Below are 16,102 nucleotides of genomic sequence, written 5' to 3'. Positions count from 1 at the left end.
AAGCAGGACCTTGACCACCACCACCGACCCGAAACATACGTAAAAGGCGGGTCAATTCTCGGCGCAAATGCCGGGTCACTTCTCAGTGCAAATCAACATTCAACGGTTCTGAAGCGAGTGCAAAGGACCGCGAGCGCTACCGCCGCCGACCGCTCTGCTCCTGCCGAAGCCACGCCTTGCATGTCGCAAATCCATTTGGGCAGGGACTCTGCGCCGACGGGAGAAAGAAACATGCCTTTCGATATTCGCCAGCTTCGGCATGCAATCGCGGCTGCGGACTGTCGCAGCTTCCATCGCGCTTCGGAGGCACTCAACATCAAGCGATCGACGCTTAGCCGAAGCATCTTCCGCTTGGAGGATTGTTTAGGCGTAACGTTGTTCATGCGGACGCCTTCCGGGATTTCGCCCACCCGGGTTGGCAGGGAATTCATTCGTGAGGCGCGCCACATCGTCAACAAAGTCGATCAACTCGTTGCGGACATGCATGCTGCCGGACAAGGACGCGTCGGGGGCCTGACTATCGGCTATAATGTCCCCGTTTCTGCCGGGAACCTGCACGCTACACTGCTCAGCTGGCGCGAAAGCAATCCCGACGTGGAGATCGATGCCGTTGAAGCTCAACGCACGGATCTCGTGGACGGTCTCAACAAGCGCGCTGTCGATATTGCCATATTACCCGGCGAGGTAAGCTATTCTGAGATCAAACGGGCCGCCTTCTGGAGTGAGCGGGTGCTGGTCGCGATGGCGGCCGACCACCCGCTCACTGCATACGAGTCAGTGCAATGGTCGGACCTGCGCAACGAAACTTTCTGGCTTACTGCAAATGATCCGGGGCCCGAGACTCGCGACATGCTATTGGGTCGTCTATCGGCATTCGGAGCGCGTCCAAAAATCAAGATGCAACCGGTCAGCCGCGAATCGATCATGAACATGCTCGGCGCTGGGGTCGGCGTAACCATCACCTGCGAAGGCGCCGCAGGATTGCAGTGCCCGAACGTCGTCTTACGGGAGGTTCGCACCTCTCGCGGACTCTGCTTGATCGCATATTCCGGATACTGGCGCGAAGACAATTCCAATCCGGCGTTGAAGAATTTTCTTGGCTTCGTGCGCGATCGCTTTGCGCTGCCGTTTTGCCTCCCCTAGCGGCCATAAGGATCCTTGGCGGCATTCGCCTCCTGGACAGATCAGGACAGGACAGCCCTTGGGGTAGTGAGAGGAGGAATGGTGGGATTTCTTATCAACCATTTAGTCTACGAGCAGGTATGCGAGCAAATCTTCGCTCGCCCTCACTTCATTGTTGGGGGCGTTGCTGCCAAACCATTGGCGCACGATATCGGAACAAGCGTCATGCCGGTTCGCGAGGCCCTCATCCGCCTCGCCCAGCAAGACGCGCTCGACAGCATTCCTTCGAAGGGATTCTTTATTCCTCCTCTCAAGGCGCGTTACATCGAGAAGGCATTCAATATTGCGCGCCAACTCGTTGCCAAGCAGGACAGACCCGCCTCGGACGACGCTCGAGCCGAACTGAAGGACGCCATCGTGCAGAACGTGCTACTGGCCTGGCATTGGGACGTTTTTGAGTGGGTTGCCGCACCTTCAAGCTACAGTTCACTTAAGAGGGGGCAATGCGCTGATTTCGACAGGAAATTCCTTGCGGTGGCATCAAAGAGGATGGCGGAGGTCGATTGGACGATCGTGCGCTACATATGGGGCAAAACGATCCACTATCGATACTACATCTACAGCAACTTTGACCTCTACGCCGCCCCGGAGCCAAATGTAATCAAACAGCCCAGCCACTGGGACGAGGTCGCGTGCTTTGTCGACGAGGTGTTCAGGCGATATGCAAGCCTGGCCGGAATCGTCGCAGCATTGGCCGACGCCAACCAGCGCCCTTCGCCCTATATGTGATGGCAAATCACCGCTGCTCTATACGCATTCAGTTACGCCTGCCCGATCGTGTAGATCGACGACGTTGTCTGTATGATGGATCGTGCTCTTGCGATGGGTGATCGCCAGGACGGTCACTTCGCCTACAATCTTCCGAATATGGTCCATGATAGCCGCTTCCGTGGTCTCATCGAGGGCGGAACTCGCCTCGTCCAGGAACAGAAACTTCGGTTCACCGTAGAGCGCCCTGGCAATTGCAATTCGCTGACGTTCGCCACCAGACAGCTTCAGGCCACGCTCCCCTACGATCGTTGCGAACCCCGCGGGATACTCTTCGATCCGATCGAGGATCGCCGCCTTTGCAGCGGCCTCGCGCAGTCGCTGCTCAATTATCGGCCGCCCGAGAGCGATATTGGCTGCAAGGGTGTCGTTCAACAGCATCACGTCCTGCGGAACAACCCCTACCGCTCCATACCAATCCTGGCGGTTAACATCGCGCAGGTCGACTCCGTCTACACGAATTTGACCCTTGCAGGGTTCGAGTGTTTTCAACGCAAGCCTGAGAACCGTCGATTTTCCCGAGCCGGTCTCGCCAGTGATGAAGGTAATGGCCCCCCGCTGGGCGACAAAGCCTACGTCCGCTATTCCACGCCCGTCTTCGTAGGAAAAGCTAACGTTCTCGAATTCGAGCCGTCCGTCGCCTGTCGCGAATTCGCCTCGCGCGGCAGTCAGATCACTCTCCTCCGGATATGCCCACATGTCGGCGAAGGGCCTGAATTGCGCATAGGATCTCATCAGGCTTTCGATCGCCGAACCAACCATCTCGAAAGGCTGGTTGAGTTGAATGAGAAGTGCATTGAACAGCACGATGTCGCCGACAGAAACGATCCCCTGTCGGTAGCTGGGCAGGAGAATGGCGAAGGTGACCGCGTACTGAAGCGCGAGAGCAAGACCGTAGATGCCTGCATAGGCGATCCGTTTGAGACAATAACTCCGCCAGTTGTGGAGGACCTCTTCAGCGCCGCGTCTGAACCGGTCACTCATCCATCCGCAGCTTGCGAAGTAGCGCAGAGTCTCCATGGAGGAAATCGCGTTACCCACCAACTGCGCATTGGCTTGCCCGGCCGTTGTCGCTTTTTCAAGATGCGGCCGCGTCCATTTGTTGGAGAAATACGTCAGCGGGATGAACACCGCCCCGTATACGAGGACGACAAGGACGACCCTTGCATCAATGGCGGCACTCAACACGGCCAGGGTCAAAGCAAGCTGCACCAATCCGGGTATGAGGGCCATCAAGGCCAGTTCCACCACGACGATGAGGGCTTGGGCCCCTTGCATCTGCGCGGACTGAATCTCCGCGGGATTGTGCTCAACGAAGAACCGAGGTGACTTCTTGACCAAGCGCTCGAAAAAGCGAGTGTCGGCGATGAAATTCAGATCCTCGGCGCTCATCGCTGCGAGGTAATTCACGATGCTTTGCAGCGCGAGCGAGAGCCCAATGACGACGGCGTAAATCAAAAGACCCGCAGAAATCGTCTCCAGCCACGGATCAGCACTCAGGCGATCGACAAGCCGCGAGAAGAGATAGGGCGCGAAGACCGAGGCCAAAGACGCGCCGATCACGACGGCAGCAGCGAGCACTATCGTCTCCCGCGAGGCCTTCCAGAAGCTCAGAAGGATCCCGCCGAGCGGAGCCATCACAATGCGCCAGTCGCTCGGCTTTTCCGAAGTGGGCATCTCTAATGATTTCCTTCGGGCTAGCGGCGTCGACACGGGTCATGTCGCCACAAGCATCTGAAAGATGCCCGGACGCCGCGACTACGGCTAACGTTAATAGGAAGGGACCCACCGAGCGTAATAAGCGAAATATACCTCGATTATAACGTACGACTGACACGGAGCGACGACGCCATCACGGCAGGAAACGTGCTTTATAGATGATGCGGCTGAGACGGCTTGTTGAAGTTCTGGCAATATCAGCCGCCTTCACTCTGTCGTTCTGGTCTCCCCAACGTCAAAGAGTTGGTTTCGCCCGGCTTCTGCGCTTCAAAGATCACGCGGTGCGCGCATAACGTACGTCCTCGCTTTCGGCCATGTCCACGTTTGCCCCATCCAACAAAGCCACGAGCCGTCACTATCGGCTGGCCGTTGCCCTCGTCCAAACGCGCCTACCGCGGCCACTCGTGCTCAGAAGATAGATGTGACGACGACGCGAACACTGTAGGTCCCGGCCGTGATTGATGCTGTAGGGCGTCTCGTAGGTGCGGATGCCGATCTCGCGGATTTGCAGCGCGCGACATCAAGCTCGGATGGTCTTGTGGCGTAGGAACCGCGTGCCTGAGCTTGCTCTTCGCCGCCGAGGCGACGCGTCCTTGCGCGGGATGCCACTGGCCGGTGCAAGACAAGGCCCGTCCCAGGCTCCTTTCCATTGCGGCCCCTCGGTTCTCGCGCTTCTGCCGGACGGCGCCTTGCCGTCAATGGCCTGCCCGCGCCGGCCTTCGTGGGCGAGACGCCCCGGCGAAGGCCCGTGTTGGCCATGACGGCAGCGGTCGATGCCGCCCGGCCTTTCACGCCGCGTCCTTCGGGACAGAGCAACGAAAGGAGAAAGTCATGGGACTCGACATGTACGCCTGCACTCTTCGCGAACCGCCTGCCGCGCCGGTCGACTTTGAAGTCGAAGAGGCCACGGCGCTCCACTACTGGCGCAAGCATCCGAACCTTCACGGCTGGATGGAGCGGCTCTACCGCGAGAAGGGCGGCAACGACGTAAAATTCAATTGCGTGAACCTTCAGCTAACCGCCGACGATCTCGATCGCCTGGAAACGGCGATCCGCGATCGTACCCTACCGCCGACCGAAGGCTTCTTCTTCGGCGTGTCCGACGGCAGCGAAGTCAACGATGATCTCGCCTTTGTCGCCAAAGCCCGCGAAGCGCTGGCAGCAGGCTTTGTTGTCTTCTACACATCCTGGTGGTAGGCACGCTGCACCGGGACGGTCGGACCGTCCCGGTTTTCCGCCCGTCGGGAGGCGCCAGGCGGCGCGGCGGCGCTCGATTGATCCGTTGCTCATGAAACTGTCGGATCCTCCTTATGGTTGTTATCTGGAACTGTCCCGGCAATCCAGCGCCAGTTTCCCGTCCCGGGAAGCCCACGATGTGAGACTGAGCAGACTTCCGGCGCCGCCGGAAGTGCTTGATGCGACCTGTCCCGGGCAGCGGCTTCGTCTCGGCGCCGCTCGCGCCGTCAAAAGGTCGCAGTCACGACGACGAGATCGGTGTAGGTGCCAGCGGCGGGTGCCAGCGGCAACGGTGTGGTTAGTTGCCCGCAGACCTGGTGCTCGTTGATGTAGCGCACGACGGTGCCGATGCCGCCCAGCGCAGATGTTGGTGCCGTTGTCCAGGGAATGCTGCAGCCCGGCTGGAACAGCTGGTAGGCGAGGAAGTTGGTGCCGCTTTTCATTTGTCGCACGCCACCGCTGGCATTCTGTCCGTCATCGATGGTGATGGTGTAGTCCGTCTCGTAGGTGCAGCGGATCCCGACTTTGCCGAAGGCCCGCACTCCCGTCGAACTGGCCCGCGCTGCGGCGACAGAGCCCCAGGACCCGAAATCGATATTTTCGAAGTTTTCGAATTGACAATTCTCCGGAACACCCGAGGTGACGGTGACGATGGTGCCGGTTGGGTTGGGCAAGCCCGTGTCGCAGGTCGCATTGCCGGAGTTGACCAGGTACTTCGTTACGAGCTGGTAGGTGTTGGTATACGGGCCGGGCCGCACGCGATCCTGCTGCTGGCGGTCGAGATAGGTGAGCGTCAGCAAATTCTGGCCGCTGCCATTCGTAATCCACCCGCCGTTGCGCTCAAGAATCTTCAAGCCGCCGATCGAAATGCTGCCGCCGCCGTCCCGGGCATAGCGGCGGTTGTACTGATCGGTCATCTGCCAGGCCAGCCGGGAATCGGCATCCTTCGTCTGATAGAAGGCGTAGTCGCTGGGGCCCTCCTGGTCGCGCGGTTGGCTACTCCGACGTAAGCGCACAGCCGGACGTCTTTGAAGGGTACGAAGGATGAGCAGTTGTAGACGACCCTGCCAGATGCCGACGCCGCCGCATTCGGCACGATGTCCACCGTTGTCGTCCCGAAGTTGCTGATCTCGGTGACTTTGCAGGTCTGCGCCTGAGCGTCTGGGACCGCGAACAGCATCGCAAGCGCAACAAACGGTATGAGTAACAGCAGGCGGGAAGGCTTGGTCATCGGGGGCATTCAGACATTCTCTAATAGACGAGGTGAGACGGAAAAGTCGTGCAATTTGAGCGGCTCCTTGTGGCAGCGGATACCGACGCACAGAAGATGCAGCGACGGAGCGCGTCGGGTCCGGCGAGCCGAACCACGCATGTCCGGTCAACATGTTCGCAGACCGCCAACTTGCATCGAGAGCCGGTCCTAACAGGCGACACGGGCGCATCGCTCCCTCCTCTCTCATTGGCAAGGGACGGGACCGATCCCGGGCTAAGCGCCCATGTTCGGCCTCGTAATCGAAGCTGGCCCGGCACGTACCGGCCGCCTCGGGAAGCGTAACAGTGACCGTGTTTCGCCCTGCGAGGCCGGTCAAATAAGCCGGGCCGTCATGCCGGCCACCGTGGCCTGGTCGGGGCCGTCAAGCTGAACGACCGACCCAACGGGGTAGTGGCGATCCATCGGGGCCCGTCAGGGTGACGATGGCGGCCTCCACTTTCCTCACCCCGAAATCAACCACGGCCCCGGAGCGGTCGGCCGGCACCACCACCGTCTGTGTCGCTTCCGGCTGCACGTCGAGCGGCAGGTTGGTCTCCCCATTTTTTTGCCTTTGGCACAACAGTCCAAGCCGCCTCTGGTCTACCGAGCACAACCACGACGTCTGAGAGCTTTGGTTCCCGCCCGCGCGTGTTTCGGACGCGCTGATCACGCATGCAGTTCCAAGCGCGCCCGTTCCGGACCCGGGCCGGACGAACTGATGGCGATCGCCAATAAGATCATTGCCGAACTCGAAGCCGGTCGGTCTCCACTCGCCCGTACGCTCGTGCCGCATGTCCAGGTGCTGACGTTGCGCGTCGCCGAGCGGGATCACCGGGATCGACAGACTGCGCCCCCGATCCGTTGGACGCCAGTCACTCCACTGCGGCGTCAGTTTCACCACGGCGCCGGCTGAAAGCCGCCCACAGTCCTCATAGCGTCCGGTCCCCGCGCGCCGATCATGGCCGGTGCCTCCCGTGCTCGCCCGTCGAGGTGGGTCTCGGATGTGGCAGACGCTGCCGACCCTTCAACCCTGTTCCGCACCAGCACCGAGAACAGGGTGTGACAGGCCGGCCGATCGCGTCTGCCCCTGTCGCCTCGCCCTCGACGAAGAGGCGAACTTAAGGAGGCAGCCATGACCACGGATCACATCCCTCACACCCGGAACGACATCTACGAGCGCGTCACCAGCCAGATCATCGCCGCCATTGAGGCCGGCGCCGGCGACTACCGGATGCCCTGGCACCATGACGGATCAGCTATCACCACGCCGATCAACGTCGCCTCGTCCAAGGCCTATCGCGGCGTCAATGTCATAGCGCTCTGGGCCGCGGCACACATGGCGGGCTACCCTGCGAGCATCTGGGGCACCTATCGGCAATGGCAGGAACTCGGCGCCCAAGTCCGCAAGGGCGAACGCGGCCACCTGGTCGTGTTCTGGAAGATCGCCGATCGCCGCTGCGACGATCACGACCGGAACGGCGACACGGATCGCGATGAAGCCGGCCAACGCATGTTCGCTCGCAGCTACACGGTCTTCAACAGTGCACAGGTCGATGGCTACACACCGCCCGTGACGCCGGTGCTCCCGGAGGCCGAGAGAATCGGGCGAGCCGATCGTTTCTGTGCGGCGCTGGGCATCGACATCCGACACGGCGGATCACAGGCCTACTATCGCCCGTCTACCGACCACGTGCAGATGCCCGATTTCGCCTGCTTCCGGGACGCCGTCGCCTATTATGCCGTCATGCTTCACGAATGCGGGCACGCCTCCGGAGCCAAGCACCGCCTGGATCGCGATCTCTCCGGACGGTTCGGCTCGGCCGCCTACGCAATGGAGGAATGCACGGTTGAGCTATTGAGCGCGATGATCTGCGCCGATCTCAACCTCAGCCCCGAGCCGCGCCCCGACCACACCCGCTATATCGCCTCCTGGCTCGAGGTGCTGCGCATCGACAAGCGCGCCATCTTCACCGCCGCCAGCAGGGCGCAGGAGATTGCCGATTGGATGCATGCACAGCAGACTGACGCCCAGCGAGACAAACTGTCGGGTGCCGTATAGGCACCCCGGAGCTCACAGCGGTGTTCTGGTTCACGCGGTGGTCTCCATCGGCAACCCGGCGGCATTCCATTGCGTTAGCCCTCCCCGAGTTGGCGGACGATGTGGCCGCGCATTTTCGGGGCCGCAACCGCTTCGACAGGGACAAAGTAGGACTGCGGCGGTAGGCGATCAGTTCCGGATCTTGACTCCCCGCACGATGAGAACATAATAAGAACATTCATCGGCGCTGCGGCGCGCCAATCCGACAGACTGAGGTTATAAGGACTGCCTTGCAGTCGAGGGAGACGCGTGCCATGCGAACACTTAGGGATGAAATCGAAGCCGCCGTCGCCGTCGATCTTGCAGTCTTGGAGCCCCATCAGAGACGAGCCTACGCCGGGCTTGATCAATACCGTCGACCGGTCGAGGTGCGCGGAGTCCAGGAACTCGCCCGGAAGATAGCAGAGTCTTTTGGGGCTTTCGCGATTTTCGACGTCGGGACCGTGCTCCGCCATCCCGCGATTGCGCCTTTCGTGACTCAGACCCTTTACTCGGTTCCGATCGAGCTCCGGCGGGCGGCCTGTGACCGCGATCGGTTGAAAGCAGAGGGGGCGCGGAATGAGATAGCGCGGATGATCTCGGAGGCTCTGCTGAAAAGATATCACTTTGAGCCTCTGAAGCATGTGGGTACTTCCGGCCATCCCAATTGGGATCAGGCGTTCGAAGAACAGTTCGGCTCTCGCCGAGGAGAGCGTAAACATGAGTGATGAGGCGAGCACCACCGCCAACCCCCGGCAGGACCTGGCACTCTTCGTCCACTATTGCGAGAACCCAGGCTGCACGAAGTGGGGCAGCTTTGGCTTCGCAGTTGGACGGGCCGAGCCGAACTGGTTTTGTTTCGAGCACCGCCCGGACTGGAAAGCCCGACCGACCACCAGACCGTGTTGACGGCGCTGTTCGCCGCGATACCTTTGCCGCCGGGGAGGAAGGCCATGTGCGGACGCATCTACATCAAGAGCACGCTTGGAGACTTGCTGCGCAATTTCTCTTTCGTACAGCGCGGAGGCGTCGAGGGGCTCTCAAACCAGTTCCCGCGCTACAACGGCGCGCCCTCGCTCTACTATCCGATCATCATCAGAGATGTTGTTCGTGATCCGGATGTCTTCGGACCCACCTTCGTCAGCGCACGCTGGGGCTTGATACCGGGTTGGGCCAGGGAACAAAGGCCCGGCCACCCGCCTCCGGTCAACGCCCGACGCGAGGGCATTGCAACGAACGGCATGTTCAAGAAGGCCTATGCCAGCCGGCGCTGTCTCGTCCCGATCGACGGTTTCTTCGAGTGGAAGGACATCTACGGCACGGGTAAGAACAAGCAGCCCTATGCCATCGCCATGAAGTCGGGCGAGCCGTTTGCTCTCGCCGGTATCTGGGAGATCTGGCGCAATCCGCAAACCAGCGAGGACATCCGCACCTTCTGCGTGATCACCTGCCCACCGAACGAAATGATGGCGACGATTCATGACCGGATGCCTGTCATTCTGCACCGCGAGGACTATGAACGCTGGCTGTCGCCAGAACCGGACCCGTTCGACCTGATGAAACCGTCCCCAGCAGAACTCATGACCATGTGGCCGATTGAACGAAAGGTGGGCTCGCCGAGAAACGACACCGCCGATATCCTCGACCCAGCCGACCCCGTCCCATGAAGCCTTCGCATTTTCTGTTCGTCGCGGTCTCCCTCGGGATCGCCCTGCCCGCCCACTCTGCCGGTCCGATCATCGGCCGCGCCACTGTCATCGACGGCGACACGCTCGAAATCAAAGGCGAGCGCATTCGACTGCACGGCGTCGATGCTCCAGAGAGTTGGCAAACCTGCGAGGATGGCGACGGCGGCACCTACCGGTGCGGCAAGGAGGCAGCCTTCGCGCTCGATCAGTTTCTCGCCGAGTCCCGCCCTACGCGCTGTGAGTTCGTTGAGCGCGATCGGTATAAGCGGTTCGTCGGCGTCTGCTTTCGCGCCGACGGGCCGGAGGTCAATCGTTGGCTTGTCAGGAGCGGCAATGCAGTGAATTGGGAAAAATACAGCAAAGGCGCCTATGTAGGCGCTGAACAGCTCGCGCGTGCACGCGGAGCCGGCATCTGGCGCGGCAAGTTCCAGTTGCCGTGTCAGGCGCGGGCGGAGCGGGCCGGACAAGAGCCGGCTTGCTGACTGGGACCGAATGGATGCCGACAGAAGAAACGAAGAACGATCGTCGATCGATTGACCAGGAAATCGGAGCGCGGGTCCGGGCAACGCGAGAGGTGCTGGGCGTCAGCCAGCAAGCGCTCGCCGAGAAGCTCGGCGTGACCTATCAGCAAATCCAAAAGTACGAGCAGGGTATCAATCGCATATCCACGGCGACGTTGATCAGGCTCTGCCAATCGCTGAACATCAGTCCGATGGAGATCATTGGCATGTATTTCCCGCTCGAGAGGCCAAGCGGCGACCGCATGGACCGATTGCAGGAGAAGCTGCTGACAGCTGAGCGAAAACTTGCCGGAGTCCGACGGGCACTGCGGGACGAATAGTGCCCGAGCTGGAGCGGGCGCGAAGCCTGTGATGCCGGGGACGGCGCCCGAGTCTCGAATCACCGACTGTCGGGATGTTCTCCTTGAGACCAGCTGTCAGTCCTCCCGCTCCCCTGCGACCTCTTCAATGGCCTGATCTGCCCGAAGGTCGGCTGTCACCTCGATCGCCTGGCACGCAATGGCGTGGCAGCGACTTTCTTCCCCTGGGCTTCGCCCATTCCTCGCGAAATAACAAAGTCGCCTCCGCGCCATCCTCCGCTGACGCTGCGGTCGCAAGCGATGCGTCGTCGCTCGCCTCCGGCCGAAAGATCGCCATCGAGACCGCAATGGCGCGGGCTCGAAACACCAGATCAAGGAGAACTACCATGACGACCATCGGCACCTTCAAGAAGTCCGGCAACGAATTCGTCGGCGAAATCGTCACCCTCTCGGTCCAGGCCAAGAACGTTCGGATCGCCCCCGAAGCCGGCAGCGTCGGCAACAACGCGCCCAGCCACCGGGTCTTCGTGGGTCGTGCCGAAATCGGCGCCGCCTGGACCAAGCGCTCCAACGAAGGCCGCGACTATCTCGGACTGAAGCTCGACGATCCGAGCTTTTCCGCTCCGATCTACGCCAACCTCTTCAATGATGAGGACGGCAAGGGCTGGTCCCTCATATGGTCCCGTTCCAGCCGCCAAAACGTCGACTGAGCCCCACATCACCCTCGCCTCGCCCGAAACTCACCGGGCGAGGCGATGACCCTTAAACGACCGAATCAGTTCGCGCCAAACTGCTCTTTCTCAGGCGAATTGGGGCTACAAATGCTTGCTCATTTCGGCGAAGAACGACTATTATAGCCGTAGTTGTGGCGCAGGCGCTCCCGTCAGTGGGAGGTGATCGTTCATGATCACCGCCCGCCAGACGCGGGCCGCACGCGCGTTGCTCGGTTGGAACCAGGAGACGCTCGCTGATAAGGCCCGAATATCCCTGACTGCGCTCAAGCGCCTTGAGTCACCAAGTGACCTCAAGGTTTACGAGTCCACGCGTGATCAGGTTCGTCGCACGCTCGAGGCCGCCGGCATCGTCTTCATCCAGTCCAGCGATGGTGAAGGAGTGATGCTTGTACGTCGGAAACACACGAGCCGCGACTGACTTGGGATATGCCGAATTCAACTTGGCATGCAGATGTAAGGACGAAGGCCGGCGAACACGAAAAATCGCGCCGCCGATCACTAACAAAGGCACGGTTTCGCAGGCGCGTCGATCAGACGTTGTCGTCAGGCATGACCAGTTCGACGTGATTGACACCCAGGGCTTGGGCCAGCTCGTAAAGCGTAATCACAGTCGGGTTTCGCCGACCGCGTTCGAGGCTGCTAAGGTATTGTTGGCTAAAGCCGGAACGTGCTTCGACCTCTTCCTGCGTCAGGCCCTGCTCCCGACGCAAGCGGGCGAAGTTACGACCGACCAGTTTGCGCATGTCCATGCGCCGGAGGATCGTAATTTACACACTTTAAGTTTATCAACTATAGTATGTAAATGTGGTCGGCGCGACGAGTACGGTGATCAGGAGGATTGAAGTGACCGAGCCATCTTTTCTGGACGAGCCGCCGCAAAAACCGGCGCTTACGACCTATGACCGCCAGCACATGAAACTTTACACGCGCCTTCTCGACGCCGCAGCGGACGGGGCCACCTGGCAGGAAGCCGCGGCAGTTCTATTCGGGATAGATCCACTACTGGAGCCGGTGCGTGCACGGAAAGTCCATGACGGTCATCTGGCTCGCGCCCGATGGGTCAGCGAAAGCGGCTACCGACAGCTTATCGGGGAAGGCAACCGCTGATGTTTTTTGTGTTACATGAAATGCAACACGTGGCCCCCTCGCGGGGACTTCCGCAAGGCAATTAGCCCGGGAATCATCCTCAGAGCGCATGCGGAAAGGTTGCATGCGCTTGGAGGAAGCGGATGCGCCCAGATACGTCACAATGGCGATCCTCATCGACATACGACTATGTCGATGACCTTTCTTGCCCCGACCTCGCTTGGGAATTCCTGCGTCGTAACCCGGGCTACCAGCAAGATTTCCTGGCACTGCAACAAACCACCGCTGACCGCAAAGCGCTCTTATTAGCGCTCCGTCAGCGATGGGGGTTGCAATTTCGCAATTGCGCCGACACTCAAAGCCACTCAAACGATCGTAGCGTGGTCGCCGGAACTGAATACCGGCACAGTTCTGCTGACATCCACCCCCACCGTCCTGCCGACGGAGCAGAACCTGTTCCATCTGCTCGACCAGACCCAAGCTCAAACAGACGAGTTCGGCTCGTTCTCCCGCCTCGTCCTGCCTGACGGGGACGCGGTGCAGCTCCTGCGTCTCGCCGGGGTCGGGGCCGATCAACCCCTCGCCGCCCTCATCCCCCTCGATTTAGACGCGCTCGATCGGATCGAGGCGCTGCTTCGATTGGTCCAGAGCCTTTTGGGCCGACGCGTCTCAGAGGACACGCGTCTGACGCACCAGAAACGTCGTCGCGTGCGACGCATGCTGCAAGCCGTGGACGCGCGCACAAATGGCGCCAGTTACCGCGAAATCGCTGGTGTTATCTACGGACGAGAACGCGTGGCCTTCGAGCCTTGGAAAACCTCGGCTCTGCGTGACGCGACCATCGATCTCGTGAAGGACGGCCTCGCCATGGTCGCCGGCGGCTACCGAACCCTTTTGCGCCACCGCCGCCGCCGGTGAAGGGTACCCTTCCGCAGGGGTGGGACTTTTGGCTTCCTTATCTTCGCACTCCCCTCCGCCGGGTGTTCTTCGCCACCCTGCCCTTCGTCCGCCGCTCACGTCCGGCGCGCCCCATCGACATCCACGGAGGCTCTACATGGCATCGAATACCGCCGGCTTACCGCCACGCTATCTGCGCACGCCCGAGGCTGCCCGGTTCCTGGGCTTGTCCGGCCGCACTCTCGAAAAGCACCGAACCTACGGAACGGGGCCGGCCTACAGGAAGCTCGGCGGCCGCGTGGTCTATTCGATCGAGGATCTGCAAGCCTGGGCCGATCGCGGCATGGTGACTTCGACCTCCGACCCAGGAGGCAGCGTCCTTCCGGCGAAGCGCCATAGCGCCGTCGCGCAGGCATACACCAGCCGCCAATCACGTTGAGGCCGCCCTCTCATGAAGCGACCGCGTATCATCGCCCTCAGCGAACGGGCCAAGCTTGCCCCCTTCATCGTCGCCACAGGCGTCGCCAGTCCGCGCGATCAGCGCGACCTCATGGAGCGCCCCTTCTTTTCGTTGGCCAAGGCCAAGCGGGTTACGCCAATCCTCTACAAAGCCGGGGACGTAGAGGTAGAGGTGTTTGCCTTAGCCGAGCATGGCATGGCCACGATATGGGACGCCGACGTTCTCATCTGGGCCGCGGGCCAGATCGTCGAGGCCGAAAATATTGGCCTGAAGACGTCCCGCTTTCTGCGCTTTACGCCGTATCAGCTCCTGACATCCATCGGCCGTGATACCGGAGCTCGCGAGTACAACCTCCTCAAGGGCGCTCTGACACGGCTTCAATCCACTGCGATCCGGACAACCATACGGCAGGGAGAGCATTGGCGCCGGCATCAGTTCTCCTGGATCAACGAATGGGAGGAGTGCACCACACATGACGGGCGGACAGAGGGCATGGAATTTGTCCTGCCCGACTGGTTCTACCGCGGCGTCATCGACCGCTCACTCGTGCTCGCGATCGACCCGGCCTATTTCCGCCTGACCGGCGGCATCGAGCGCTGGCTCTATCGTGTTGCCCGCAAACATGCCGGCCGACAGATCAATGGTTGGATCTTCGAGATCGCTCACCTCCACGTGAAGTCCGGCAGCCTCGCTCGCGTTTCCGATTTCGCCTTTGATCTCCGGCGCATAGTCAGGCGACAACCGCTTCCTGGCTATCACCTGCGGATCGACCGAGATGGCCGGCGCGAGTTGTTGCGGATCCTCCCCGCCACTCGACCCAAGTGCCCTGTGGACGACGCTGAGGAACCACTCGGGACTTCGGGCGCAATGGCTATCGGGATTTCGGGCGCATCAACATCGGGATTTCGGGCGCATGGATCGCAACCAACCCTTTGGCCAGAAACGACCGTTCCCGGGCTTAACGTAGAATCTAACAAGGAATCTAACTTTCTTTCTGGCAGCGGCGATGTGGAAAGCACGTCCGCCGAACAACACCCGGACAATCGCGGACATCCTTGCGACGTCCAGACCTGTGAATTCCCAGCATCAATCGGAGACAACTCATGACCGGCACCGCGAAGCGCCGCGGGCGTTCGACGCCATTCGCCCGCACATCCGATAACCTGACCCGCGTCGAACTGACCTGGATCGAGAAGAAGATCGAAAACTGGATCCGCTTCGGCGAACCCGCGCACGAAAAGATGCTTAGTCGCAGCCGGCGTATCCTGTCTTTTCGCCCGGCGACAATATTTGCCTTTGTCCGCTGGGCGTCGAACGACTTCGGCACCATCATCTCGCGGATTGACATCGTTCGCACAGTTGCACCAGGCGAGGCTTACCAGACGCTCCCCTTCGTGCGGCCCGGCGGCGAGATTCTCCTCAAGGTCGAAGGCTGGCCGAAAGTCGAGCAGGTGCTTCGCAGGATCGATGCCATAGAGGCGCTCGACATCGCCGCGCCTGACGTCTCTCCGGATCACTGGCGTCACATCCATAACCGGTTAGCCGCAGGTCATGAGCCTCGCGCCTACACGCGCGAGCAACACCAGGCATACCTCCTGCGCCGGAAAACGACGTCATGACCCGCTTCGGTTATTTCATTACGACGCATCTCGCGACGACCGCGATTTTGCTCACGTCCGGCTTCCCAATTCCGCTGAAGCTTGTCTGGAACGCGTCGGCCAGCGCGCCGATCGGTCTCTATGTGATCGAGGCTCCTGAACAGCTCAAAGTGGCTGACTTGGTCGCTGTTTCTGCGCCCGAGTCGCTTGCAACCTTCCTCTCCGACCGTGGATATCTGCCGCGCGGCGTGCCGCTGATCAAGCACGTCGCGGCCCTGCCGAAGCAACAGGTCTGCCGCTTTGGTCGCATGATCATCGTCGATGGCGCGCTCATTGGCGCCGCGCTCAATCGCGACCGCCTGGGCCGCAATCTGCCCGTCTGGCAGGGCTGCCGCCTCATCGCTGATGACGAACTCTTCCTCATGAACTGGCAGGTCCAGGACAGCCTGGATGGCCGCTATTTCGGACCAATCCCAGCCAGTCTTGTTCTCGGCCGCGCGGTCCCGCTTTGGACCAGCAAAGGCGGCTTCAGCGAGCATTAGTCTGTGCACTGAATCTTCCATCCTCACACATAAAAGGAGACTT

The 16,102-nt window shown here is 60.8% G+C and carries 22 protein-coding genes; 19 read left to right on the top strand and 3 right to left on the bottom strand.

The window, feature by feature from the left end; translation table 11 throughout:
- Both QN224_RS30765 and QN224_RS30760 read left to right on the top strand, forming a co-directional pair.
- On the top strand, nt 1–1,143 hold a 1,143-nt coding region (locus QN224_RS30765; protein WP_283979761.1), incomplete at its 5' end, for a LysR family transcriptional regulator.
- An 81-nt stretch (nt 1,144–1,224) separates the two neighbouring features.
- Nucleotides 1,225–1,911, top strand: coding sequence for a GntR family transcriptional regulator (locus tag QN224_RS30760; RefSeq protein WP_283979760.1), 687 nt, complete (start codon nt 1,225–1,227; stop codon nt 1,909–1,911).
- An 18-nt stretch (nt 1,912–1,929) separates the two neighbouring features.
- Here QN224_RS30760 and QN224_RS30755 read toward each other — a convergent pair whose 3' ends face one another.
- Nucleotides 1,930–3,627 (bottom strand): ABC transporter ATP-binding protein, encoded by a 1,698-nt coding sequence (locus QN224_RS30755; protein WP_283979759.1) that lies wholly within the window; start codon nt 3,625–3,627, stop codon nt 1,930–1,932.
- A gap of 873 nt (nt 3,628–4,500) precedes the next feature.
- On the opposite strand from QN224_RS30755, the gene QN224_RS30750 reads away from it, so the two are divergent.
- A complete protein-coding gene (locus QN224_RS30750) occupies nt 4,501–4,866 on the top strand; it encodes a phosphoglycerate kinase (protein ID WP_283979758.1) in 366 nt (121 codons plus the stop codon).
- Between the two features lie 266 nt (nt 4,867–5,132).
- Here the strand turns inward: QN224_RS30750 and QN224_RS30745 are convergent, their stop codons facing one another.
- Nucleotides 5,133–5,822, bottom strand: coding sequence for a spore coat U domain-containing protein (locus tag QN224_RS30745; RefSeq protein ID WP_283979757.1), 690 nt, complete (start codon nt 5,820–5,822; stop codon nt 5,133–5,135).
- A gap of 1,053 nt (nt 5,823–6,875) precedes the next feature.
- On the opposite strand from QN224_RS30745, the gene QN224_RS30740 reads away from it, so the two are divergent.
- From QN224_RS30740 to QN224_RS30700, 9 genes are all read left to right on the top strand, one after another.
- Nucleotides 6,876–7,070, top strand: a complete 195-nt coding sequence (locus tag QN224_RS30740; RefSeq protein WP_283979756.1) for a hypothetical protein — start codon at nt 6,876–6,878, stop codon at nt 7,068–7,070.
- Between the two features lie 219 nt (nt 7,071–7,289).
- Nucleotides 7,290–8,216: a zincin-like metallopeptidase domain-containing protein gene (locus QN224_RS30735; RefSeq protein WP_283979755.1), complete on the top strand. Its 927-nt coding sequence runs from the start codon at nt 7,290–7,292 to the stop codon at nt 8,214–8,216.
- A gap of 293 nt (nt 8,217–8,509) precedes the next feature.
- On the top strand, nt 8,510–8,962 hold the full coding sequence (locus QN224_RS30730) for a hypothetical protein (protein ID WP_283979763.1): 453 nt from the start codon (nt 8,510–8,512) through the stop codon (nt 8,960–8,962).
- On the top strand, nt 8,955–9,143 hold the full coding sequence (locus tag QN224_RS30725; protein ID WP_283979754.1) for a hypothetical protein: 189 nt from the start codon (nt 8,955–8,957) through the stop codon (nt 9,141–9,143). The genes QN224_RS30730 and QN224_RS30725 overlap by 8 nt, the downstream gene beginning before the upstream one ends.
- Nucleotides 9,144–9,187: 44 nt before the next feature.
- Nucleotides 9,188–9,901: an SOS response-associated peptidase gene (locus tag QN224_RS30720; protein WP_283979753.1), complete on the top strand. Its 714-nt coding sequence runs from the start codon at nt 9,188–9,190 to the stop codon at nt 9,899–9,901.
- On the top strand, nt 9,898–10,404 hold the full coding sequence (locus QN224_RS30715) for a thermonuclease family protein (RefSeq protein WP_283979752.1): 507 nt from the start codon (nt 9,898–9,900) through the stop codon (nt 10,402–10,404). The genes QN224_RS30720 and QN224_RS30715 overlap by 4 nt, the downstream gene beginning before the upstream one ends.
- 14 nt (nt 10,405–10,418) lie before the next feature.
- Nucleotides 10,419–10,763, top strand: coding sequence for a helix-turn-helix domain-containing protein (locus QN224_RS30710; RefSeq protein WP_173513643.1), 345 nt, complete (start codon nt 10,419–10,421; stop codon nt 10,761–10,763).
- Nucleotides 10,764–11,128: 365 nt separating this feature from the next.
- A complete protein-coding gene (locus tag QN224_RS30705) occupies nt 11,129–11,452 on the top strand; it encodes a DUF736 domain-containing protein (protein WP_283979751.1) in 324 nt (107 codons plus the stop codon).
- Between the two features lie 193 nt (nt 11,453–11,645).
- Nucleotides 11,646–11,894 (top strand): hypothetical protein, encoded by a 249-nt coding sequence (locus tag QN224_RS30700; RefSeq protein WP_173513645.1) that lies wholly within the window; start codon nt 11,646–11,648, stop codon nt 11,892–11,894.
- A gap of 112 nt (nt 11,895–12,006) precedes the next feature.
- On the opposite strand, the gene QN224_RS30695 is transcribed toward QN224_RS30700, so the two are convergent.
- A complete protein-coding gene (locus QN224_RS30695) occupies nt 12,007–12,225 on the bottom strand; it encodes a helix-turn-helix domain-containing protein (RefSeq protein WP_173513646.1) in 219 nt (72 codons plus the stop codon).
- A gap of 94 nt (nt 12,226–12,319) precedes the next feature.
- Here QN224_RS30695 and QN224_RS30690 point away from each other — a divergent pair, with 94 nt between their 5' ends.
- The 7 genes from QN224_RS30690 to QN224_RS30660 all read left to right on the top strand — a co-directional run bounded on the left by QN224_RS30690 (nt 12,320) and on the right by QN224_RS30660 (nt 16,059).
- Nucleotides 12,320–12,583 (top strand): DUF2285 domain-containing protein, encoded by a 264-nt coding sequence (locus QN224_RS30690; RefSeq protein ID WP_283979750.1) that lies wholly within the window; start codon nt 12,320–12,322, stop codon nt 12,581–12,583.
- A 122-nt stretch (nt 12,584–12,705) separates the two neighbouring features.
- Nucleotides 12,706–13,089 (top strand): DUF6499 domain-containing protein, encoded by a 384-nt coding sequence (locus tag QN224_RS30685; RefSeq protein WP_283979749.1) that lies wholly within the window; start codon nt 12,706–12,708, stop codon nt 13,087–13,089.
- Nucleotides 13,090–13,099: 10 nt separating this feature from the next.
- Nucleotides 13,100–13,480 (top strand): DUF2285 domain-containing protein, encoded by a 381-nt coding sequence (locus QN224_RS30680; protein ID WP_283979748.1) that lies wholly within the window; start codon nt 13,100–13,102, stop codon nt 13,478–13,480.
- 136 nt (nt 13,481–13,616) lie between these two features.
- Complete coding sequence (locus QN224_RS30675; protein ID WP_173513648.1) at nt 13,617–13,898, top strand: AlpA family transcriptional regulator; 282 nt, start codon at nt 13,617–13,619, stop codon at nt 13,896–13,898.
- A 12-nt stretch (nt 13,899–13,910) separates the two neighbouring features.
- On the top strand, nt 13,911–15,026 hold the full coding sequence (locus tag QN224_RS30670; protein WP_283979747.1) for a replication initiator protein A: 1,116 nt from the start codon (nt 13,911–13,913) through the stop codon (nt 15,024–15,026).
- Nucleotides 15,023–15,538, top strand: coding sequence for a DUF2840 domain-containing protein (locus QN224_RS30665; protein ID WP_283979746.1), 516 nt, complete (start codon nt 15,023–15,025; stop codon nt 15,536–15,538). Before QN224_RS30670 ends, QN224_RS30665 begins: the two co-directional genes overlap by 4 nt.
- A complete protein-coding gene (locus tag QN224_RS30660) occupies nt 15,535–16,059 on the top strand; it encodes a S26 family signal peptidase (RefSeq protein WP_283979745.1) in 525 nt (174 codons plus the stop codon). The genes QN224_RS30665 and QN224_RS30660 overlap by 4 nt, the downstream gene beginning before the upstream one ends.
- Nucleotides 16,060–16,102 lie beyond the last annotated feature (43 nt).

The organism is Sinorhizobium sp. 7-81, from assembly GCF_030124405.1.
Classification (GTDB): domain Bacteria; phylum Pseudomonadota; class Alphaproteobacteria; order Rhizobiales; family Rhizobiaceae; genus Sinorhizobium; species Sinorhizobium psoraleae.
This window is presented reverse-complemented; position numbering and strand designations above follow the sequence as displayed.